14 protein-coding genes are annotated in these 21,641 nt (G+C 40.8%); 5 read left to right on the top strand and 9 right to left on the bottom strand.

Translation table 11 applies throughout. From position 1 onward, the window contains the following. Positions 1 to 136: 136 nt before the first annotated feature. The 4 genes from greA to BM386_RS18535 all read left to right on the top strand — a co-directional run bounded on the left by greA (position 137) and on the right by BM386_RS18535 (position 4,442). On the top strand, positions 137 to 610 hold the full coding sequence (greA, locus tag BM386_RS18550) for a transcription elongation factor GreA (RefSeq protein ID WP_091696991.1): 474 nt from the start codon (positions 137 to 139) through the stop codon (positions 608 to 610). A gap of 43 nt (positions 611 to 653) precedes the next feature. Next, positions 654 to 1,046 carry an HIT family protein gene (locus BM386_RS18545; protein ID WP_091696989.1) on the top strand — a complete coding sequence of 131 codons (393 nt, stop codon included), beginning with the start codon at positions 654 to 656 and terminating at the stop codon, positions 1,044 to 1,046. 238 nt (positions 1,047 to 1,284) lie between these two features. Next, positions 1,285 to 2,853, top strand: coding sequence for a sulfatase (locus BM386_RS18540; protein WP_091696987.1), 1,569 nt, complete (start codon positions 1,285 to 1,287; stop codon positions 2,851 to 2,853). A 155-nt stretch (positions 2,854 to 3,008) separates the two neighbouring features. Next, positions 3,009 to 4,442: a sulfatase gene (locus tag BM386_RS18535; protein ID WP_091696985.1), complete on the top strand. Its 1,434-nt coding sequence runs from the start codon at positions 3,009 to 3,011 to the stop codon at positions 4,440 to 4,442. A 47-nt stretch (positions 4,443 to 4,489) separates the two neighbouring features. On the opposite strand, the gene BM386_RS18530 is transcribed toward BM386_RS18535, so the two are convergent. The 5 genes from BM386_RS18530 to uxaC all read right to left on the bottom strand — a co-directional run bounded on the left by BM386_RS18530 (position 4,490) and on the right by uxaC (position 9,685). Continuing rightward, positions 4,490 to 5,422, bottom strand: coding sequence for a UDP-glucuronic acid decarboxylase family protein (locus BM386_RS18530; protein ID WP_091696983.1), 933 nt, complete (start codon positions 5,420 to 5,422; stop codon positions 4,490 to 4,492). A 215-nt stretch (positions 5,423 to 5,637) separates the two neighbouring features. Beyond that, positions 5,638 to 6,192 (bottom strand): sugar O-acetyltransferase, encoded by a 555-nt coding sequence (locus tag BM386_RS18525; protein ID WP_091696982.1) that lies wholly within the window; start codon positions 6,190 to 6,192, stop codon positions 5,638 to 5,640. Continuing rightward, a complete protein-coding gene (uxuA, locus tag BM386_RS18520; protein ID WP_091696980.1) occupies positions 6,189 to 7,364 on the bottom strand; it encodes a mannonate dehydratase in 1,176 nt (391 codons plus the stop codon). The genes BM386_RS18525 and uxuA overlap by 4 nt, the downstream gene beginning before the upstream one ends. A 60-nt stretch (positions 7,365 to 7,424) precedes the next feature. Further along, complete coding sequence (locus BM386_RS18515; RefSeq protein ID WP_091696979.1) at positions 7,425 to 8,243, bottom strand: SDR family oxidoreductase; 819 nt, start codon at positions 8,241 to 8,243, stop codon at positions 7,425 to 7,427. A 2-nt stretch (positions 8,244 to 8,245) separates the two neighbouring features. Next, complete coding sequence (uxaC, locus tag BM386_RS18510; protein WP_091696977.1) at positions 8,246 to 9,685, bottom strand: glucuronate isomerase; 1,440 nt, start codon at positions 9,683 to 9,685, stop codon at positions 8,246 to 8,248. A gap of 176 nt (positions 9,686 to 9,861) precedes the next feature. On the opposite strand from uxaC, the gene BM386_RS18505 reads away from it, so the two are divergent. Beyond that, entirely contained in the window at positions 9,862 to 10,884 is a 1,023-nt protein-coding gene (locus BM386_RS18505) for a LacI family DNA-binding transcriptional regulator (protein WP_091696974.1), read from the top strand. 128 nt (positions 10,885 to 11,012) lie between these two features. On the opposite strand, the gene BM386_RS18500 is transcribed toward BM386_RS18505, so the two are convergent. The 4 genes from BM386_RS18500 to BM386_RS18485 all read right to left on the bottom strand — a co-directional run bounded on the left by BM386_RS18500 (position 11,013) and on the right by BM386_RS18485 (position 21,169). Continuing rightward, on the bottom strand, positions 11,013 to 12,848 hold the full coding sequence (locus tag BM386_RS18500; protein WP_091696973.1) for a RagB/SusD family nutrient uptake outer membrane protein: 1,836 nt from the start codon (positions 12,846 to 12,848) through the stop codon (positions 11,013 to 11,015). A gap of 18 nt (positions 12,849 to 12,866) precedes the next feature. Next, positions 12,867 to 15,965 carry a SusC/RagA family TonB-linked outer membrane protein gene (locus BM386_RS18495; RefSeq protein WP_091696971.1) on the bottom strand — a complete coding sequence of 1,033 codons (3,099 nt, stop codon included), beginning with the start codon at positions 15,963 to 15,965 and terminating at the stop codon, positions 12,867 to 12,869. Positions 15,966 to 16,474: 509 nt separating this feature from the next. Beyond that, the gene (locus BM386_RS18490) at positions 16,475 to 18,145 is read right to left on the bottom strand and encodes a RagB/SusD family nutrient uptake outer membrane protein (protein WP_091696970.1); all 1,671 of its coding nucleotides are present in this window, start codon (positions 18,143 to 18,145) and stop codon (positions 16,475 to 16,477) included. Between the two features lie 6 nt (positions 18,146 to 18,151). Continuing rightward, on the bottom strand, positions 18,152 to 21,169 hold the full coding sequence (locus tag BM386_RS18485) for a SusC/RagA family TonB-linked outer membrane protein (protein WP_091696968.1): 3,018 nt from the start codon (positions 21,167 to 21,169) through the stop codon (positions 18,152 to 18,154). Positions 21,170 to 21,641 lie beyond the last annotated feature (472 nt).

Genomic DNA, 21,641 nt, shown 5'->3' with positions numbered 1-21,641 from the left:
AAAGTCAAAGAAATAGGTGCTTTGCTTTGTTTCAAAGCTTTTGCTATCTTTGTGCATCAAATACAAGCTAATAACAAGGTAACGGTCCCGTCTTGCGACCGTTACTTTGTTTTTGTGGCTTTTAATAAAGTAGATTATGGGAGAAATACAATATTATACTGAAGAAGGTTTGAAGCGCTTGAAGGATGAACTTCAAATGCTTAAAACAAAAGGTAGAACTGATATATCTAATCAGATTGCTGAAGCTAGAGACAAGGGAGATCTAAGCGAAAATGCCGAATACGATGCGGCTAAAGATGCGCAAGGCCACTTAGAACTGAAAATCGCAAAGTTGGAAGCGGTAGTAGGCAATGCCAGAATTTTGGACAGCTCGCAGTTGGATACTTCTAAGGTTGGGATTCTGACCACCGTAAAGATCAAAAACGTGAAAAATGGCATGACTGTGAGCTACACCTTGGTTTCTGAACAAGAGGCTGATTTGAAAGCTGGCAAGATATCCTTAGCTTCTCCGTTTGGAAAAGGATTAGTAGGTAAAAAAGTAGGTGATATTGCTGAAGTAGTTGCTCCAGCAGGAACACTTCAATTTGAGATATTAGATATTACATTTTAAAACCAATCCCGGCCAACGTCGGGATTTTTACTTTCGATTAATTATGGCTTCCATTTTTACTAAAATCATCAATAGAGAGATCCCAGGTCACATCGTGGCTGAGGATGAAAACTATATAGCTTTCTTGGATATCATGCCTTTGGTCAAAGGTCATGTACTAGTCGTCCCCAAGCAGGAAGTGGATTACATTTTTAATTTGGAACCGGAAGTACTTTCTGGTTTGCATCTTTTTGCGCAGCAAGTAGCCAAAGCAATGGACAAAACAATTAAGTGCACAAGGATTGGTGTTGCAGTGATTGGTTTGGAAGTACCTCATGTCCACGTGCACTTAGTGCCTTTGAAGGCGATGGATGATATCAACTTCACCCGGCCTAAGCTGAAGCTTTCCAACGAAGAGTTGGCGGAAATCGCTGAACGAATTAAAGGAGGGTTGTAGTATTCAGTTTACAGTAATCAGTGGTCAGTTTTCAGTCGCAGTTTACTTTTGAAAGGACTGAAGGCTGAGACTTTATATTTTTTAAAAGTCAGCGTTATTAATAGCTGATTTAGATAGGCTTGCCTTCCCCTGGAATTTCACTTAGCTAGTTTTGGACTTTCTGCCTATCATCACATTACTTTTTTGATTTTAATTCTTCTTAGCCATCTTAGTTTTTCTATATAACAATAACCTCCAAATGCTGAAGAAATTTATTCCGGTAGCTGGGCTTTTGCTCGGTTTCTTTCAGGCTTTTGCCCAAACTACCGTCAAACCCAATATTGTCTTTATCCTGGTGGATGACTTAGGTTACCATGACCTCAGTGTGACGGGGAGCAAGTATTATGAAACTCCTAATATTGACGCGCTAGCGTCCCAATCCTATCAGTTTGCTCAAGGCTATACTGCATCGCCCGTTTGCAGTCCGGCAAGGGCAAGTATTATGACTGGGGTGACACCTGCAGTTCATGGGATTACTGATTGGATAGGAGCGCCAGAAGGTGAAGCTTGGAGAGATTATGGAAGGCATACCAAACTTTTGCCACCGAAATATGCGCATGATTTACCTGCATCCTATGTGACGCTACCTGAGGCTTTGAGAGATTCTGGATATGAGACGTTCTTTGCGGGCAAGTGGCATTTGGGAAGCGAAGGTTCTTATCCTGAAGATCATGGTTTTGATATCAATATTGGCGGTTTTGAAGCAGGAAGTCCGAAGGGTGGATATTTTGCCCCCTACGATAATCCCAAGCTGGAACAAGGGCCTGATGGTGAAAACCTAAGCATGAGACTAGCGAATGAAACGGCTAAGTTTATCGGACAGGATCATCAGAAACCGTTTTTTGCCATGTTGTCTTTTTATGCCGTTCATGGCCCAATTCAGACCACAGAGGAGAAGTGGGCGAAGTACAGAGCGAAGGCTGACGCAAATGGAATCGCTGACCAAGGCTTTGAAATGGAAAGAAGATTGCCAATTCGTCTGCATCAGGATAATCCCGTTTATGCAGGTCTAGTTGAAGCTATGGATGATGCTGTAGGAGTAGTGACGGCAGCGCTGAAGAAAGCTGGATTGGATGAAAATACGATTATCGTATTTACCTCCGATCATGGAGGAGTAGCATCTGGAGATGCTTTTTCCACTTCAAATTTGCCGCTGAGAGGCGGCAAAGGATACCAGTGGGAAGGTGGTTTGCGCGTGCCATACTTTATCAAAGTCCCAGGACAGAAGGAATTGATCACGTTAGACGTTCCTGCCAGCGGAATAGATTTTTACCCTACGCTTTTGGAACTGGCAAATGAAAACATGCCTCAAGGTGTGAATATAGAGGGAATGAGCTTGGCTCCAGCGATGCACGGGAAGAAAATCGCTTCCCGTCAGCTTTATTGGCACTATCCGCACTACGGAAATCAAGGTGGAGATCCTAGTTCAATTGTGCGGGAGGGAAATTGGAAATTGATTTATTATTGGGAAAATAAAAATGTAGAGCTCTATGATCTAAGCAAAGACCCACGCGAGCAAAATGATGTAGCTACGCAAAACCCAAAAGTGACCAAAAAGCTCACTTCAGATCTTTTGAAGTATTTGGCAAAAAGTGATGCAAATCAGCCAAGGGATGATCCAGAGTACGATGAGAAGTTACATCAGGAAGTATTGGATAGAAACAAGAACGTACGCACACCTGTCTTGGAAGCTGAACGTGTAAAAATGCTGTCTCCCGATTACACCCCAAATCCTGACTGGTGGGGAAGTAAGGTGACGAAGGATTAGGAGGTTGGAAAGTTGTAAGGTTAGTGAGTCGTCATTGGTAGCGAAGTCGAAACCTTGTTACTATGTTGAGATGCTGTTTACCGAAGAGTGGGAAGTAGGAAGTTTGAGGTCGGAAGTAATTAGGTGAGTGAAGTAAAATGTCTAAATCTTAATCCATGATAAAATATATAATTATAGGCTTGTTGTTAGTGTTTGGAACAGCTGATTCTTTTGCGCAGCTTAAATCCGAAAACTCAAAAAAACCTAATGTAGTCTTGATCAACGTGGATGATTTGGGTTGGGCAGATTTGTGTTTTATGGGGTCAGCCTATTACGAGACGCCTAATCTGGATAAATTAAGCACAGAGAGTAAGGTTTTTCTGCATGCCTACGCCGGAGCTTCTAACTGTGCGCCAAGCAGAGCCACCATGATTACTGGTCGTTACCCTATGACGCACGGGATTTATACGGTAGATCCTGCAGATCGTGGGGACAAGAGAACCAGGCAGTTGATCGCTTTTCCTAATGCTAAGGCCATTCAAGACAGCCTGTACACCTTGGGTAAGTTTTTCAAAGACAATGGCTATCGTACGGGGACTTTTGGTAAATGGCATGTTTCTGATGATCCTTTGGATCATGGGTTTGATGTAAACATAGCGGGTAGCCATAGAGGTAACCCTGGCAAGGATGGATATTTCAGTCCATACAATGTCAATTTGAAAGCAAAAGTGGAAGGAGAATACCTTACGGATAGGCTGACAGATGAGGCTATTTCTTTTGTGAGGGAAAACAAAGACAATTCATTTTTTCTTTACCTGCCTTTTTACACCGTTCATAGCCCGCTGATGGGGAAGCCAGAACTTGAAGAAAATTACAGGAATAAAAAGGGTGGTAAAGGCCAAAGTAATCCCGTTTATGCTGCCATGATCCAAAGTATGGATGAAAATGTGGGGAGACTTTTAGCTGTCTTAGATAACTTGAATTTAACAGATAACACCCTTATTATTTTCACTTCAGATAATGGTGGTATACGAGCTACCAGCTACCAAGATCCCTTAAGAGCTGGAAAGGGGAGCTATTACGAAGGAGGCATTCGTGTTCCGCTTCTGATCAAGTGGCAAAATCAAATTAAGCCAAGTGTAGAAAACACCCCGGTAACACAAATGGATTTTTACCCAACACTCCAAGCTTTGATAGCTCCAAGTGGAAATTTGGAACTGGATGGGGAAAGTATATTACCACTGCTGCGTGAAGAGGAACTCGTGGAAAGAGATCTTTTCTGGCATTTCCCAATTTATTTGGAAGCTTATGATTCAAAGGAAGATGATTCCCGTGATCCGCTTTTCCGTACTCGTCCTGGATCAGTAATTCGTTCAGGAGATTGGAAACTGCATCAGTATTTTGAAGATGGAGGATTAGAACTTTATAATCTAAAGGATGATCCATCCGAAGGGAATAACCTAGCAACTTCAAATCCTGAAAAGGCTCAGGAATTGTTACGTAAGTTAGAGAAGTGGAGGGCGGAAAATGGGGCGCCTATTCCCTCAACAAAGAATCCTGACTACGATCCTGCCTTCGAGAAAGCAGAGATTGAAAAAGCTTTGAACTAGAAAAAGCCATCAAAAGATGGCTTTTTCTAGTTTGATTGATGGCTTTCTCAGATTACTGATTCAAAGTATTCGATCGTTTTGGTCAATCCCTCTCTAAGGTTAATAGTAGGTTCCCAATCAAGTTCTTTTTTCGCAAGTTCAATCACTGGTCTTCTCTGCATGGGATCATCCTGCGGAAGTGGTAAGAAGATGATTTTACTCTTACTGTTTGTGAGTTCAATAATTTGCTGAGCTAGTTCCAGCATGGTGAATTCCCCAGGGTTGCCAATGTTCACAGGTCCGGTGAATCCGTCACGGCTATTCATTAGACGATACATTCCTTCAATGTTATCATCCACGTAGCAGAAGGAGCGCGTTTGCATACCATCTCCATACATAGTGATGTCTTTTCCTTGAAGTGCTTGAACGATGAAGTTACTCACTACGCGACCATCGTTTGGATGCATTCTGGGGCCATAGGTATTGAAAATACGCATGACCTTTATCGCAACTTTATGCTGACGGTGATAATCGAAGAAGAGCGTTTCTGCACATCTTTTTCCTTCATCATAGCAGGCACGCGGGCCAAGTGTGTTTACACTTCCCTTGTAGCTTTCTGGCTGAGGATGAACCTCAGGATCACCATAGATTTCAGAGGTACTTGCCTGAAGAATTTTGATTTTCAACCGCTTTGCCAAACCTAGCATATTCATCGCTCCGATTACCGAAGTTTTGGTAGTCTGAACTGGGTCAAACTGATAGTGAATAGGAGAGGCTGGACAGGCTAAATTATAGATCTCATCTACTTCTACAAAGAGTGGATGAGTGATGTCATGCCGAAGCAATTCAAAATTCTTGTTGTCAAGCAGGTGATGGATATTTCTTCTGTTTCCGGTAAAAAAATTATCAACACAAAGAACTTCATTTCCTTCTTTCAGAAGCCTATCACAAAGATGGCTGCCTAGAAATCCGCCGCCACCGCTTACTAATACTCGTTTCATATGATTATAATTTGTCTTTTAAAGGCCATATGGAATCTCGCCTGCATTATAACTATATGCGTGTTTGACGTTTTCGTCATGCCTGTCTGCCTCCTTTAGGTAGGCTCGATTTCATTAACTTAAAACAAAAGGGTTAAAAACAATTGTGCCCAAAAATAAGCAAATGTTATTCAATAAAAAGGAAATGTAAACAGGAAGAGGAATCAGAAAGGGTATTAAACTAGGTGCTTAATAATTTTAGCTGGATTACCACCTATCAATACATCTGCAGGAAAGCTCTTGGTGACCACAGCTCCAGCTCCAACTACCGTCCGGTCAGCTATGCTAACGCCAGGACAGATCACAGCTGATCCACCTATCCAAACGTCATTTCCAATCGTAATTTGCTTTCCATATTCCCACATTTCTCCTCTTTGGACAGGATCAAGTGGATGAGTGGCTGGGTAAAACTGAACATTGGGTGCAACAAAGACTCTATCCCCGAGGGTAACTTTTACCACATCTAGAACTACGCAATTGAAGTTGAAGAATACATCATCTCCAACTTCAATATTATAGCCGTAGTCGCAGTAGAATGGAGGCTCAACCCAAAGGTTTTTACCGGCCTTTCCAAAGATTTTCCGAATCTGAGAAACCCGAAACTCGGTATCCTCAGGATCTGAATCATTGAAGGTTTTCACCAATTTCCTAGCTTTCAAGCGCTCTGCTACCAACTCCGGATCTCCGGCTTGGTAGAGTTGGCCAGCTAGCATTTTCTCTTTTTCTGTCATTTTTTTTGGCTGTAAAGCAATGCTGCTTCCACACCTCTTATTTCCGCCAGCCCTTTCAATCTTCCGATTGCAGAATAGCCTGGGTTCGTTTTTTTGGTTAGATCATCTAACATCAAGTGTCCATGATCTGGGCGCATCGGTAGGCTTTTGCCTCGCTTTTGCTGCACTTGGATGATTTCATCGATCACGGCGACCATAGGTACATTTCCTTCCAAGTGATTGTCCTCAAAGAAATTACCGTTTTCGTCTCTTTTCGTGCTTCGCAAATGGATGAAATGAATATGATCTCCAAACTCCTTTACCATGGCTGGTAGATCATTGTCTGCACGAACTCCAAATGAGCCAGTGCAGAAAGTCAAACCATTAGCAGGGCTAGGCTGATCTCTCAGGATTCTACGAGCATCGTCTGCTGTACTCATGATACGAGGAAGCCCAAAAAGTGGGAATGGAGGGTCATCCGGATGAATGGCCACGCACATGCCATTTTCTTCCGCTACAGGTACGATGGCATCAAGGAACAATCTCAAATGGTCAGCAAGCTTAGCAGCGTCGATTCCGTCGTAGGTTGCTAGCATTGTTTTGAACTCTTCCAATGTGTATCCAATCTCAGAACCTGGCAGGCCTTTGAGGATATTGTCGAAGATCATTTTATGCTTGGCAGGAGATAAGGCTTCATAGTAAGCTTTCACTTCAGCATATTCTTCTTCTGAGTATTCAGCTTTTGCTTCTGGTCTTTCCAAGATGAAAAGGTCAAATGCCTGAACTGCTTTTTTCTCATAAAGCAGGGCTTTCACACCATTAGGAAGTTCGAATTCAAGGTCCGTTCTAGTCCAATCCAGAATAGGCATGAAATTATAGCAAACTGTGTAAATGCCTTCAGCAGCAAGATTTCGAAGGGTTTCCTTATAGTTTTCGATTACCTGTAGGTAATTTCCTGATCGGGTCTTAATGACCTCATGTACAGGTACAGACTCTACAACTGACCAAGTCAGGCCTGCTGCCTCGATGATGTCTTTACGCTTTTTGATTTCTTCTCTTGACCAAGTTTCTCCGTTTGGGATATGATGCAGGGCCGTCACTATTCCTGTCGCTCCAGCCTGAAGAATATCCCTTAAACTCACCGGGTCATTTGGGCCGTACCAACGCATGGTTTGCTCCATTTTATAGGTCATATTATTTTAGGTAAATTATCAATAATCAAATTAAATGTTCAATCCTCAAGTCGGAAATTCTTAAACACCGGAATATGCACTGAAGCCACCATCTACTGCTACGATAGTTCCTGTTACAAATTCAGAAGCATCTGAGCAAAGCCAGTGAAGCGCTCCGTTTAGATCTTCAGGTTTTCCGAATCGGGCCATTGGTGTATGTGTGATGATTTGGTTTCCTCTTCCAGTCAAACTTCCGTCGGACTCAGTGAGTAAAGTTCTGTTTTGCTCAGTTAGGAAGAATCCAGGTGCTATTGCATTTACTCTGAATTCTGGACCATGCTTAGCACAAAGTTCTACAGAAAGGAATTTGGTGAAGTTATCTATTGCTGCTTTGGCTGATGCATAGCCCATTACTCTTGTCATAGGCCTGGAAGCAGCCATGGAGCTGATATTTAGGATGTTTCCTTTACCGTTTTTCAACATAAGGGGAAGCAGAATCTTGCTAGGAATAGCTGTTCCTAGGTAGTTGAGATCCATTACTTTGCGTAAAGCATCCAATTCCAAATCCTTAATCGTTTTGTCTGGCGTGATCACTGCTCCCGGCATATTTCCACCAGCAGCATTGATCAGTGTGTCAATATAACCGTGCTCTTTTTCGATCTGATCAGCAGCTGATTGGATACTAGCTTCGTCAGTTACATCACAGATATAACCATAGGCTTTGCCTCCCTTTGCTTGAATTTCTTTTACCAACTCCTCAATTTTGGTGGGAGTTCTTCCCAGAATTAGCACTTCTGCTCCTTCTTGGGCCAGGTATAAACTCATGGATGTGCCTAGAACTCCAGTGGCTCCGGAGAAGGCTATTTTTTTTCCTTTGAGAGAGAATAGTGAACTGCTCATAATTAGACTTGAATGTTTTTTGGACTGAAGTTGAAATAGTTTTTGGCATTGTGGTAACAAATATCAGAAATGATACCACCGAGCCATTTTTCGTCCCAAGGAAGCTCACCATTGGCTACATCCTGTCCAAAAAGATTACATAGTATTCTTCTGAAGTATTCGTGCCGTGGAAAAGAAAGGAAACTTCGGGAGTCCGTTAGCATTCCGATGAAGCAGCTAATAAGTCCCATGTTTGACAAGGTGTTAATCTGTTTTTCCATACCATCCTTCTGATCGAGATACCACCAACCTGATCCAAACTGGATCTTGCCTCGCACAGATCCATCGTTGTAGTTGCCGATCATTGTTGCAAAAACCTCATTGTCACGGGGATTAAGGTTGTAGATCACCGTTTTGGTAAGCTGATCATCGGAATTTAGTGCGTTAAAGAATCCAGACATGGCTTTGGCCTGGTCAAAATCTCCGATAGAATCATATCCTGTATCTGGCCCCAGAATTCTAAGGGATCGTTCATTGGTATTTCGCAGTGCACCTAGGTGGAATTGCTGCACCCAGCCTTTGGCATGATACATTTTGCACAATGCCAATAGCGTAGTGTATTTGAAGAAATTCACTTTTTCAGTGGCTAAAATATCTCCTGAAAGAACTGCTGAAAATATGGAGTCTATGGAGTAAGCGTCTGAGTTAAAGAAGTACAATTGCTCAAGACCATGATCCGAAAGTCTGCAGCCCCGCTCATGGAAGTAATCAATTCTATTGCTCAATGCTTCCAGCAATTTGTCAAATGAATTAATTTCAAATCCAACTCTGTCGCTCAAGCTGGAAATATAAGCTTTGTAGTTAGTTGGATTTTCTACAGCATAGGCTTTATCCGGCCGGAAAGCTGGATACATGCCGAGATCTTTCCCTTTTTTGTGAAAGGAAACATGCTGATCCAAGGAATCTATCGGGTCGTCAGTAGAGCAGACCACTTCCACTTTCATCTGTGCCAAAAGACCCTGAGTAGAGTAGGAGTCCTGCTCCAAAATGGTATTGCAGTGCTTGTAAACCTCAGCGGCGTTTGACTCAGAAAGTAATTCGTCAAAACCAAAATATCGTTTCAGCTCTAGGTGAGACCAGTGATACAATGGGTTCCTAAGCGTATAGGGTAGTGTTTTGGCCCAGCTTTTAAATTTCTCTTCATCTGAGGCCTCTCCAGTGATAAATTTCTCATTGATGCCAAAGGTCCGCATCGCCCGCCATTTGTAGTGATCACCCGCCAACCAGATTTTTGATATATTCTCAAACTTTCGGTTAGCGTTAATTTCCGTGGGAGGTAAGTGATTATGGTAATCTATGATAGGTAAGTCCTTGGCATATTGATGGTAAAGGATTTTGGCAAAATCATTTTGCAAAAGGAAATCATCAGATAGAAATGAAGATTTCGTTGTTGAATAGGGCATCGGTTATTTAGGCTAATTTTCCACAACTTTTTAATGACTTAAAAATACCTCGAATCAGATGGAAATAGCTAATAAAATGCGGAAACGATTTCGAAATTATGCAGGCGGTGTTAACTTTATAAGCGCATTCATTTGTACTTTGCGCATATTTTACAACCCAATTTACCCTATGTACCATGGCTTCAGGAATTAGTTTAAAAGAATTAGCTGCGGAACTTAAACTTGCACCATCCACCGTTTCTCGGGCTTTGAATGATAGTTACGAAATATCAGAAGCGACGAAAAAGAAGGTGATTAGTATGGCTGAAAAGCTGAATTACCATGCCAACCCATTTGCACGGAGTTTGCGCGAAAATAAGAGTAAAACTATTGCTGTAATCATCCCGGAACGTATCAACAGTTTTTTTGCTCAGGTGATGGATGGTATAGAAGAAGTTGCGCAGGAACACGGCTATCATCTTTTGATTTATAATACCCATGAGGATTTGGAGAGGGAAATGAAAATTGTCAATTTATTGCTGAATGGAAGAGCGGATGCTATTGCCATGTCCGTGACAAGCCAAACCAAAGACTCATCACATTTGCAGAAATTACATAACAGAGGTCTTCCCATCATATTTTTTGATCGTGTCAGTCCGGAAATCCCAACTACGAAATTCATCACAAATGATTACGAAAGTACTTTTGAAGGGACAAAGCATCTGATTCAGCAGGGATGCAAAAAAATCGCTTTTCTTACGTTGGGGAAGGACTTATCTATCAGCAAGGAGCGGCAAAGGGGTTTTCAGGATGCTATCACAAGTGAAGGTTGGGAACTGCAACCTTCGATGATCGTACAATGCTGCCATGAGGAAGAGACTAATGTAAAGTTGATAGAGGAGTTGCTTTTATCTCCAAACAGACCAGATGGGATTTTATCTTCGGTGGAAAAATTAGCTTTTGCTACCTATCATGCAGTAAAAAGAACAGATTTGAGAATTCCATACGATTTGAAGTTGATTAGCTTTTCCAATGCATCGACAGCTAGTCTTCTAAACCCTGCATTGACAACGATCACCCAGCCAGCTTTGACCATAGGCTATGAGTGTGCGAAGTTGTTAATCAAAAAATTAACGAAGCCAAATCACTATGATTTAATAGATCAGGTGATTACTATCCCATCTAAAATCACGATTAGGGAGTCAACCTGTCAGGATTAGCTAGTCAGGGATTTATATTGTTAGATGCTACTTCAGCTTTGGAGTAGCTTTTTTTCTGAATGAAACAGTTAAAAAAAAGAAGACCAATTGATTCAATTGGCCTTCGTTAACTAGATTTTAATTTCTGATTACTCCTCCGTTTCTATGGTAGTAAGAGGAGGTATGTTGTTTTCAAAACCATAGTAACCCTCATTTTGATTGAGGTGACCTTTGGTATTTGAGTTGATGGCATTCTGAGGAATAGGCCACAGCACATGGTAAGGGCTAAGGGTGTAAGTATCACCATGTCTGGTGAATACACCTTTGTTGTAATAGTCCGTTACCTCCATGATTCTATCGTAGTAGAAGTTATCCTGAGAGAAATTTGACTCGCTATAAGATTTACCGTTGTAAGCTGTTTTTCCAGTCATTGCAAATATTCTGGCAATTCTAGTCAACTCAGTTTTCCTAGGTTCCTCGTAGTAGAGTTCTCTTGCCCTTTCGTCTAGAATTGTTCCGATATTGATATCACTAGCTGTGTAAGGAGCAGCACCTGCTCTAGTTCTCACTGCATTAATATCTTCTGCAGCACCGGCAAGATCGTCTAGCCAGAATTTAGCTTCAGCTCTCAACAAATAAGATTCTGCCAATCTGAAAATATACCAATCAGTCTGCCCTCCCTGAGGCTGTACACGAAGAGGATCTGGTACATAGAGTTTGTAATGTGGCCAAGAGAACCAACTCCTGATAGTATCAACTACAATAACTACTCCATCGGCGTTTCTAAATTCTAGATTTTCACCATAGTAAGGGTCTGTTCCGTTGATTCCAGGATTATTATATACTAGGTCTGTCATATTCATCCAGTTCCCGGGAGCATGTCTTAGGTCATTTTCATCATCCCAAATCATGCTTTGGTGATACCAAGTTCCTCTCAATCTTCTGATTCCTCTACCGAAGTTGCCAACTTGATCAATTGCTAAATTGGCTAAATCAGAAGTTCCTTTGTTTCCAGCCGGAGTGTTAATATTGGATCCCCAGAAAGGAACCGCATTTCTCATAGAAATGATACCTCCCGAACTTCCATCTACATTTACTCTATCCATTACCAAAAGGATGGCTTCAGTATTAGTATTTATGGATTTGTTTTCTGCTCGGTGAAGATCCCAAATCACATTTTTGGTAGGATCACCAGCATCCACTCCAAATCTATTCTGCATCAAGGCATATGGTCCTGAATCAATAAGTCTGTTTGCAACAGCAAGTGCATCCTGAAACTCACCAAGGGCAAGGTTGATTTTGATCAACAAATGTTGTAGAGCTCCTTTAGGAACTCTACCTCTGTCTATTGTCTCTGGCATCCATTCCTCACCCCAATCTAGGTCTTCTTTCATCTTTCTCAAAATCACCATTTTGTCTGTAGAAAAGAAGTCAAGTCTAGGAGTCACGATTTCTTCCAGGATTAGTGGAACATCACCGAATTGCTGGGTCAATCTATAGTAGCGTAGTGACCTATGAAAATAGGCGGTAGCGAGAATGTGGTTTCTTTCTGCCTCAGATTCATAATCCTGTGGCTGATCGATTCTGGAGACTACTGTGTTTGCATACTTAATACCTTTAAAACCTTCGTACCAATACCATCCTATACGGTTAGTATCAGTTGAATTAAGATTGGCATCTGGTGTTATAAGCAGGTTCATGTCCTGTGCTGGACCAGACTTATCTGTAGTGCCTTCTACAGCAACCTCCGAGAAAATATGTTCTGTAAGAATAGGGGAGCCATCACCGGTATATTCATGTCTCATATTTCTCTCACATGCTACTAAGGCTGCCCAGAGTCCACTTGCTTCGTTATAGGTGTTTTCAGGTGAGTAGAAAGATAGTGGTTGGGGTTCCAACCAGTCTTCGTTACAAGCTGAAGTGAAGGTTAGTACAAATCCCGTCAATAGGATCTTTATTGCGCGTGTATTACTTCTTATATTCATTTCAATGTTAATTTAGGCTTATAAAGTGACATCAATTCCAAGTGTGAAATATCTTGGGATAGGGCCTGAGTTCTCTGGATCCCAGAAGTCCCACTCAGGAGCATAGAACCCTACATTCCGTATGTTTCCGTACACACGTAAGTTTGTGATATTTGCTTTTTCAGTCAATTGTTTAGGGAAATTGTATCCCATTGAGATGTTTTCCATACGGACAAATGACTTCTTGCGGTAAACGCTAAAGCCACCTGCTCCACCTTCACTGGAGTTAAGTCTAGCCCATTCATTGTTAGGGTTTTCTTCTGTCCAGTATGGAGTTACGTAGGAACTTGTTCTATCCAAGAAACCATCTCTGTTTTTCATTTGATTGAAAGAGCCCGTGTGGCCTAGATAGGAGTAAACCATGAAGGAGATGTCGAAATTATTAAAAAGGGTAAATTCATTTCTTAAGCTCCATCGAAATCTAGGTGAAGTATATCCTTGGAATTGTCTATCTGCATTTGTGAATCTGCCATCTCCATCTACATCCTCTACTTTAAAATCTCCAGGTTTTACACCGTATTCAGCAGCAGCTTCTGCTTCATCTAATTGCCAAATTCCATCTGTTTTGTAGTTCCAGATTTGGTCTATTGCACGTCCAATGAACCAGCCATTGCTTGGATCATCAAGTTCTACTCCATTCTCATCCAAATCCCCATAAAGGCTTACGATTTCATTTCTGTTCAATTGGAAATTAGCCGTGGATCTCCAAGTGAAGTTACTTCGTTCAAAGTTTGTTGAGTTCAAAGTCAGTTCGAAACCTTTGTTATCAACTTGACCTAGGTTATCCCACACAAAGTTGAATCCAAGAAAATCCGGTAAGCTTCTCTGTACAAGCAAGTCCCTTGTGGACATTTTATACAGCTCTATTGTACCGGTTAATCTGGTCTTAAGGACAGAGAAATCTATACCTAAGTTGAAAGATTCTGTTCTTTCCCACTGAAGATTTTTGTTTTCCATTCGGTTGACATAGAGTTGGTTTACCAGATAAAGCTCTCCACTTGGTCTTTCATAGAAATACTTTCCTGTGCTCAAATCAGAAATAGCTACATATCTTCCAATATCCCGGTTACCATTGCTACCCCAGGAGAAACGCATTTTACCGAAATCCAACCAGTCTATATTGATGAAATTTTCGTCAGAAAACACCCATCCTACAGCTGCAGAATAGAAAAGCGCTCTAGGATTACTCTGTCCAAATGCTGAATAACCATCTCTTCTTACTGACAATGTAGTTGAATACTTGCCGTCATAAGAATAGATTAAGCGACCCATTAGTGCATCCCCTGTACTGTATTCGTCATTGCTGGAGATAATCGGATTGATACCACCACCCATGTTGTGGTAACCAAGTCTATCATGCGGTTCAAAGCCATTATTATTCATGGAATTATCCCAAGACTGGAATTTCTCCGCATTGATCAAGAAAGTCCCGTTGAAATCATGCTTCTCAGCAAAAGTCTTTTGCCAAGTCAAAATATTATCTATTTGCCAATAGTACTGTTTCTGATTTCTTCTATTAGCTACTCCGCCTTCTGCTGCCCAAGCTTCATGTGCGGCAGATCTATGGTAAAAACGCTCGTCATACTGGAAACGCGGGCTGAAATTTGTTCTGAAATTGAAGCCAAATGGAAGTTTAATAGATGCAAATAAAGTGGAATTGATAGAGAATCCTTTTTGATCTCGGTCTGTATGACTCATATCATAGAAGGGGTGTGTACCTCCGCTTTGTTCTTCATTTGGCCTCCACTTATAAGAGCCATCTTCATTATACTCTGATCCCCATGGAGATAACGTTCTATACAGACCCCAATTTGCGTACATAGGTGCTGGGTCATCATTAATTGGCACATGACTATCATCACTTAATGCAAACTGAGTATTCATCCCTACTGTAAGCCATTTGTTTACTTTGCCCTCAATGTTTACCCGACTTCTTATCGTCGAATATTCATCTCCAATAATGATACCTTCATTATTTAAGTAACCAAGAGACCAATAGTAATTGAAGTTTTCAGTTCTACCTGATAAACTCACAGTATAATCTTGCCTGAATCCAGTCTGGAATATTTTATCTCTCCAGTCCACAGATCTACCTGCTAAGTAATTCTCGATTTCTACAGGTTGCATATTAAGTCTCTGTAGCCAAACTGTTACTGGGTCACCAGCTGAACCATCATAAGCCATCCATTCTTCTATGGAAATATCACTTGGCAAAGTTCTAGGATCAGAGAATTCGTAAGGATCATATCCACCTGCATTGATACTTTTAAAAACATCTTCTCTCCAGCTGACAAATTCGTCAGGCCCATATACATCAGGGAAGGTCGCCATAGTAGCTAAACCGGAATTCACATTGAATTTGATGACAGGTTTCCCAAGTGTACCTTTTTTAGTAGTGATCAATATTACACCATTTGCTGCTTTTGCCCCAAATACTGCCGCAGCACTTGCATCTTTAAGCACTTCAAGGTTATCAATGTCATTTGGATTGATATCGGCAAGTTCACCGTAATAGATGGCCCCATCTAATACTAATAGGGGAGAATTTCCTGCATTCAAGGAGGTTTGTCCTCTGATTTCCAATGAACCTCCTCCTTTTGCTGAGGTGCTCATCCCTACATTCAGTCCGGCAGCATTTCCTCTAAGGATATCCTGCACTGAATTTGGGTTTTCATTTTCCAGTTTATTCGGATTCACAGATGATACAGCTCCGGTTACATCTCGCTTTTTGGCCGTACCGTATCCAATTACTACAACTTCCTCTAGATCGGAAGTATTTGGATTCATAACCAAGTCTATGACCGACTGATTTCCAACCTCCCTTTCAATAGGATCATATCCTATAAAGGAGAAAACTAAAATACCATCTCGTGGAGCATTTATGGAATATTTTCCATCAAGATCTGTGGTGGTGCCGGTTGTAGTTCCTTTGAGTAGGACCGTTACTCCCGGCAAAGGCATGTCTGTTTCATCTAAAACAGTTCCTGTGATTTGTACATCCTGAGCATGCGCCATTGAGACGCTTATGCAAAGGAAAAATACAATCAACCAGAGGTTTTTGTAAAGTTTGTACCGCATAAGTAGAGGGTTTATTGTTAATATTTAAATTGACTAAGGTGTTAATAATTTCGTTTAAGAAATATTAACGTTTCAATTTAAATGAATATGGAACAATCGCCCTAATAATTTCCATGATTTTAAACGCAATCGATTTCGGAGACTGTAGGGGCTGCTTTTAGCCGATGCTTGTAATTTGTAGCGTGATAAATAGTATATAAAATCTATTTTATCATGTATCCTGTGGTGTCATGTATTTCGTTCAATCGTTACAATTATGTAACATAATGAAATATGAAATTCTCCTTCTTAGAAATAAATGTGTTTCAAATAAGTATTGATTGTTTAATAAATAAGTCCTCATAAAAAAGTAGTTCCAGAAATTGATAAATATTAATTACACTTGTTGTGGGAGCAAACTAATTTAAACTAGCATTCACTAAATAAACAGCGGTAACAAAATATAAAAGAGCTATCCCGAATTTCGGAATAGCTCTTTACATATTATCTTTCGTTTAGTTTTGAATAACTTAATATCCTGGGTTTTGTGGGAAGGCACTTGCATTTCCTTCGGCACGGTCAATTTGATTCTGAGGAATAGGTCTCAAATTGTGGAATTCCTGTATGCCAGCCGCTCCTTGAGGATTATACATCTTCACTCGCTCCACTAAGATTCCCCATCTTTTCAGATCTAACCATCTAGTTTGTTCGCCGATCAGTTCCCGTGCACGCTCTTCGGTGATAAATTCGAAGGTCAACTCAGATTCAGAGATTTCCATTTCAGCTTCCTTGCCTGGAAATGCAGCTCTTCTTCTCACCACATTGATGTTCTCTGTAGCTAGGCCGGTTTTGCCTTGTCTAAACTGAGCCTCTGCCAAGAGTAGGTAGGAATCTGCTAATCTCATGGCGATGTAATCTCTACCGCCTTCGAACTGCGTTCTATCTACTCTTCCCGGATCTTTGTGCTTCTTCATAGGAGGGAATAACCGCTCTGTATAAAGCTCTGGGGTCAGGACTTGGTAGGGATACTTTGCTCTCTCAGCCTCAGACATATTGTAGCCAGGAAGCCAGATTGTGGTATCGCCCTGAGCAAATGTTACAGAGGCTTTAGACTTATCAAAGGTAGTGTTGAATGTGCCTGGGTTGTTAGATAGGAAATGATCCACATACGTATTTTTGTACCTAGAATCATTTACTCGGTCTGCAAAAATTGTATTCAACGTGTAATCAGTTGATTTATAACGCTTGAAAGGTCTTCCATTTTCGGTGTCCCGAATCATTCCTGGCTGCACATCGTATTCCATTAAGAAAAACACGTGTGCGTTATTTCCTCCACCATTGGTCAAAGGGTCTCGTGTATATTGAGTGGACCAGATCACTTCATTATTTATTTCATTTCCAAAGGCATGTACATCTCCAAAATCAGGAAGTAATTCAAAGCCATAATCACTTACCACATTCTGTAGGTTTGATTCTGCATTGGAAAAATCAGTAGATTCTGCTGCTTCAGAGGTGCCTTTAGTAAGATACACTCTTCCCAGCAGATGCTCTGCGGCAGGACGAGTTGCGCGGCCATAATCTGAAGATCTATTGGTAGCTTCTAAATTAGGAATCGCTTCTTCCAGATCATTGATAATAGCAGCATAGATTTGTGCAACAGAAGCTCTAGTTACCACTTTTGTAGGAATTGCTGTCTCTTCAAGTTGAAGATCTACACCTCCAAACAATTGTACAAGGATGAAGTAGTGATGTGCACGAATGAACTTTGCCTCAGCCACCCGCTGGTCAATAAGCTCTTGGGAGATTCCTGTCAAATTTACCGACCGGTCAATCACTGCATTACAAGTATTTATTCCTCTGTAAAATTCATCCCAAAGCTCACGTACGTGACCATTTTGTGAATCAAACTGATTGGTATAGAAATTCATGAATTTCCAGGAGCCATCCGCACCATTGGTAAAGATGTCCGTACCGAAAATGGTAAGGTTATTACCTCTTTCTGTACCATACCATGCTCGCATCGTACTGTAAGCAGCGTTGATGCCGTCATTCATACCTTTTGGCGTGTTCAGATAGTCGTTGCCAATAGGAGAAATAACGTCTTCATCAAGGAATCCATCACAGGATGCAGCGATGGAAAGTCCTAGGATAAGGGCTGAAGATTTTGCCCAGTATTTTATATTGTTTGCTAGTTTTTTCATGATTGATTAGAATTTAGCATTGATACCAAAAGTGTAAGAAGTGACAGCAGGGGATACGTTAGAATTGACTATACCTCCACCTACGCCTTGCTCACCATCAATAAAGACTTCTGGATCGATGCCTTTGTGCTCAGATCGATAATTAGCGAAGATAAATGGCTGTTGAATACTTGTGTAAATTCTAAGATTTGTCAAACCAATCTTCTTAGCTGCTTCTGGGCTGAAATTATACCCGAAGTTGATGTTTCTCACCTTAATGAATGTGCCATCAAAGTATTCCATAGAACTTGCGTATTTGGCACTTTCCTGATTCACATTTGGTCTAGGATACGCATTGGTAGGATTGTTTGGAGTCCAGTAATCGATATCCAAATTGTTATATCTACCAGCAAGTGAATTGTTTTGGGTATGGAACTGAGATCTAAGCATAGATCCAAATCTTCCATAAAGGAAAAATGATAAATCAAATCCTTTGAAATTAAATCTGTTCGTGAAACCCATTGCAAAATCGGCCACGGCAGATCCTAAGAATTGTCTATCAAGTGAGTTGATCACGCCATCTCCATTGAAATCTTCAATTTTGATTTCACCTGGAACACTACCAAAGGACTGAGCCTCATCCAATTCAGATGTTTGCCAGATTCCTATCTTTTTCAAATCATAAAACACCGTTAATGGTTGACCGATAAATCTTCCTGCGGAAATGTCATCACCATTTGGTAAGGAAATAATTTCTTCTGTGTTTTTGGTGAAAATGATATCAGAAGACCATACGAAACTTCCCTTTTCTATATTCAGAGTGGAAATCGTAAGTTCGACACCTCGGTTTTGAGTTTCTCCGATGTTGGTAGTAAAGCCGCCAAACCCAATTGAGTTAGGAAGTGGCTGAGGAGCGAGAAGATCACTAGTATTAGTGATGTAGTACTCTAATGAACCAAAAATTCTGCTGTTCCAAATCGCAAAATCCAATCCTAAATTGAGTGTGGTGGAGGTTTCCCATCTTAAATCAGGATTACCAATGGTATTTGGTCTATAACCAAAAGCTGCAGTATTATCATAAGCATAGCTTGTTCTACCTAGTAAGGCTTGGGTTTGATAAGGATTGATAGCCTGGTTACCTATAGACCCATAAGATGCTCTAAGCTTCAACTGATCAAAAGTTGATGAGTTTTGCATAAATGATTCAGAATGAATATTCCATCCTAGTGCAACCGATGGGAAGTATGCAAATCTATTGTTAGCTCCGAATCTAGAACTACCGTCAGCTCTAAGTGTAGCAGTAACAAGGTATTTGTTTTTGTAATCATAGTTTGCTCTACCCATGAAGGACATCAATGACCATTCAACAAGGTTTGTATTGGCTCCTGTTATCTGAGAGGCATCTCCCAACCTATGGAAAAGCTGGGATTCAGCAGGAATTCCTAACACAGAGATAGTTGACTGCTCAAATTTATCTCTTTGGACAGATTGAAGGGCAGTTACATTTAGGTTGTGAACTTCATTGAAAGTCTTTGTGTAGTTCAGAATATTTTCTAACGTATAATTGAATGTAAATCTATCATCTACACTACCTGTAGCAGCTCCACCACGTCGAGCATTAGTCTGTGAACCTGTAAACCTTCCATTTCTGCTGATGGTAAAATCTGGGCCAAATACCAATCTGTAGCTAAGTCCGGGAAGTATATCATATTGAGCAAAAATACTGTTGAAGATTCTATAGTTTTTGGTCAAGTCCATTTGCGCCCCTGGTACTATCTCAGCAAATGGATTGGTTCTTAATCCATCTTGCGTAGGGAGGAAGATTAGATTTCCTTCTTCATCATATGGCTTTCCAAGTGGATTTTCTGCAAGAGCTCCTCCAAGTGGGTTGAAGTTTTCCCCATTTCGCTCGCTGTATGAAACCAAGGTAGAGGTACCGAATTTGATGTTTTTAGTAATCTTATGATCAATATTCGCTCTAAAAGTATAGCGGGTATAATCTTGGTTGATAATAACCCCTTCATCTTTGAAGTAGTTACCGGATACGAAGAAGGTAGTTTTGTCACTACCACCACTTATACCCAACTGATAGCTTTGGATAGAACCGTTTCTCAAAAGTCCAGCAGGGTAATCTGTTGTTCTGCCTAAAGCGATACCTTCTAGTTCTACAGGTTCAAAAATAGATTCATCTATAGCTGGAGTAGTGGGACCCTCTGGGATTTCTCCACCAGCTCTTCGTGATTCTCTCTTGTATTCTGCGAATTCAGGTCCGTTGAAGACATCAATTCTCCCCAACTCCTTATTGATACCATAATAGGCATCCAGAGAAACGACTGTTTTGCCGACAGTTCCTCTCTTAGTAGTGATAAGCACTACACCATTGGAACCTCTAGATCCGTAAATAGCTGTAGCTGAGGCGTCTTTCAATACTTCCATGGATGTAATGTCCTGTGGGTTGATATCGTCAATTCCTCCAGCAAGTGGAATTCCATCAACTACATAAAGTGGCTCATTCGAAGCATTGAATGATCTTCTACCTCGGATCCTTACTTGAGGAGCAGATCCTGGTTTAGATCCTGGCTGCGTTACATCTACACCTGCTGCTCTACCTTGAAGTGCCTGACGTGCATCTGTGATGGGTAGTTCTTGGATTTCTTTAGAGCCTACGGAAGAAATTGCCCCAGTCAATTGACTCTTTTTTGCAGTTCCATATCCAACTACTACAACTTCCTCCAAGTCTGATAGATCTGGAGTAAGGTTTACATTGACTTCAGTTTGGTTTCCTAAGACTATCTCCGTAGGGTTATATCCAATGAAGGAGAAAACTAAGGTTCCATTTGGAGGACTAGAGATGGTGTACTTGCCATCTATATCCGAAGTGGTTCCTGTGGTTGTTCCTTTGACTAGGATAGTTGCGCCCGGAAGAGGTTGTCCTGTTTCATCATATACAGTACCTCTGATTTCGGCTTCTTGAGCCCAGCTATAGGAAGCGCTGAGCAACAAGAAAAGAACTACCCGCATGTACGAGTAAATTTTTGCTTTCATAGTAAATTGGGTTTGTTGTTGTAATAATTTGTTATTGGATCTTTTTTCAGAATTTTATCACAAAGCAATTGACGAAATCCGAAGTAAAATTTCCATTTTAAATATAGGACAATTGAATCTGGATTTTATGGGATTAAATTTCTATTTACGAAATCGATTGCGCAGATAAACGGTTCTATATCCTTTTATTTGGTAAAAAAGCGGGGGTGTTTTAAGTTTTGGAGGTGTTTTATTGCGCTATTATTGCTCAGGATACCTCAAAAAAATCACCTTACTCGAAAAGTTGTTCTTATATTTCTATGTGTTTTAATACTGTTTTTTTATATTTTTATTTCGTTATTTTTTTTATAAAAAAGAGCATCCTGTGCTGTCTTGGTTATATGATTTAAAGTTGCTTTTTTATAGGTTTTTTGCCCTAAAACACAATAGGCCAGTTTAGACTGGCCTATTGTGTTATTATATCTAAAGATGT

The organism is Algoriphagus locisalis (genome assembly GCF_900116615.1).
In the GTDB taxonomy this organism is placed as follows: Bacteria; Bacteroidota; Bacteroidia; order Cytophagales; family Cyclobacteriaceae; genus Algoriphagus; species Algoriphagus locisalis.
This window is presented reverse-complemented; position numbering and strand designations above follow the sequence as displayed.

What these genes read in the sequence shown, in the direction of transcription:
- BM386_RS18495 (WP_091696971.1), bottom strand. Translation starts at nt 15,965, where the DNA reads ATGCGGTACAAACTTTACAAAAACCTCTGGTTGATTGTATTTTTCCTT.
- BM386_RS18530 (WP_091696983.1), bottom strand. Translation starts at nt 5,422, where the DNA reads ATGAAACGAGTATTAGTAAGCGGTGGCGGCGGATTTCTAGGCAGCCAT.
- BM386_RS18490 (WP_091696970.1), bottom strand. Translation starts at nt 18,145, where the DNA reads ATGAAAAAACTAGCAAACAATATAAAATACTGGGCAAAATCTTCAGCC.
- BM386_RS18525 (WP_091696982.1), bottom strand. Translation starts at nt 6,192, where the DNA reads ATGACAGAAAAAGAGAAAATGCTAGCTGGCCAACTCTACCAAGCCGGA.
- uxuA (WP_091696980.1), bottom strand. Translation starts at nt 7,364, where the DNA reads ATGACCTATAAAATGGAGCAAACCATGCGTTGGTACGGCCCAAATGAC.
- BM386_RS18500 (WP_091696973.1), bottom strand. Translation starts at nt 12,848, where the DNA reads ATGAATATAAGAAGTAATACACGCGCAATAAAGATCCTATTGACGGGA.
- BM386_RS18485 (WP_091696968.1), bottom strand. Translation starts at nt 21,169, where the DNA reads ATGAAAGCAAAAATTTACTCGTACATGCGGGTAGTTCTTTTCTTGTTG.
- BM386_RS18545 (WP_091696989.1), top strand. Translation starts at nt 654, where the DNA reads ATGGCTTCCATTTTTACTAAAATCATCAATAGAGAGATCCCAGGTCAC.
- uxaC (WP_091696977.1), bottom strand. Translation starts at nt 9,685, where the DNA reads ATGCCCTATTCAACAACGAAATCTTCATTTCTATCTGATGATTTCCTT.
- BM386_RS18540 (WP_091696987.1), top strand. Translation starts at nt 1,285, where the DNA reads ATGCTGAAGAAATTTATTCCGGTAGCTGGGCTTTTGCTCGGTTTCTTT.
- BM386_RS18535 (WP_091696985.1), top strand. Translation starts at nt 3,009, where the DNA reads ATGATAAAATATATAATTATAGGCTTGTTGTTAGTGTTTGGAACAGCT.
- BM386_RS18505 (WP_091696974.1), top strand. Translation starts at nt 9,862, where the DNA reads ATGGCTTCAGGAATTAGTTTAAAAGAATTAGCTGCGGAACTTAAACTT.
- BM386_RS18515 (WP_091696979.1), bottom strand. Translation starts at nt 8,243, where the DNA reads ATGAGCAGTTCACTATTCTCTCTCAAAGGAAAAAAAATAGCCTTCTCC.
- greA (WP_091696991.1), top strand. Translation starts at nt 137, where the DNA reads ATGGGAGAAATACAATATTATACTGAAGAAGGTTTGAAGCGCTTGAAG.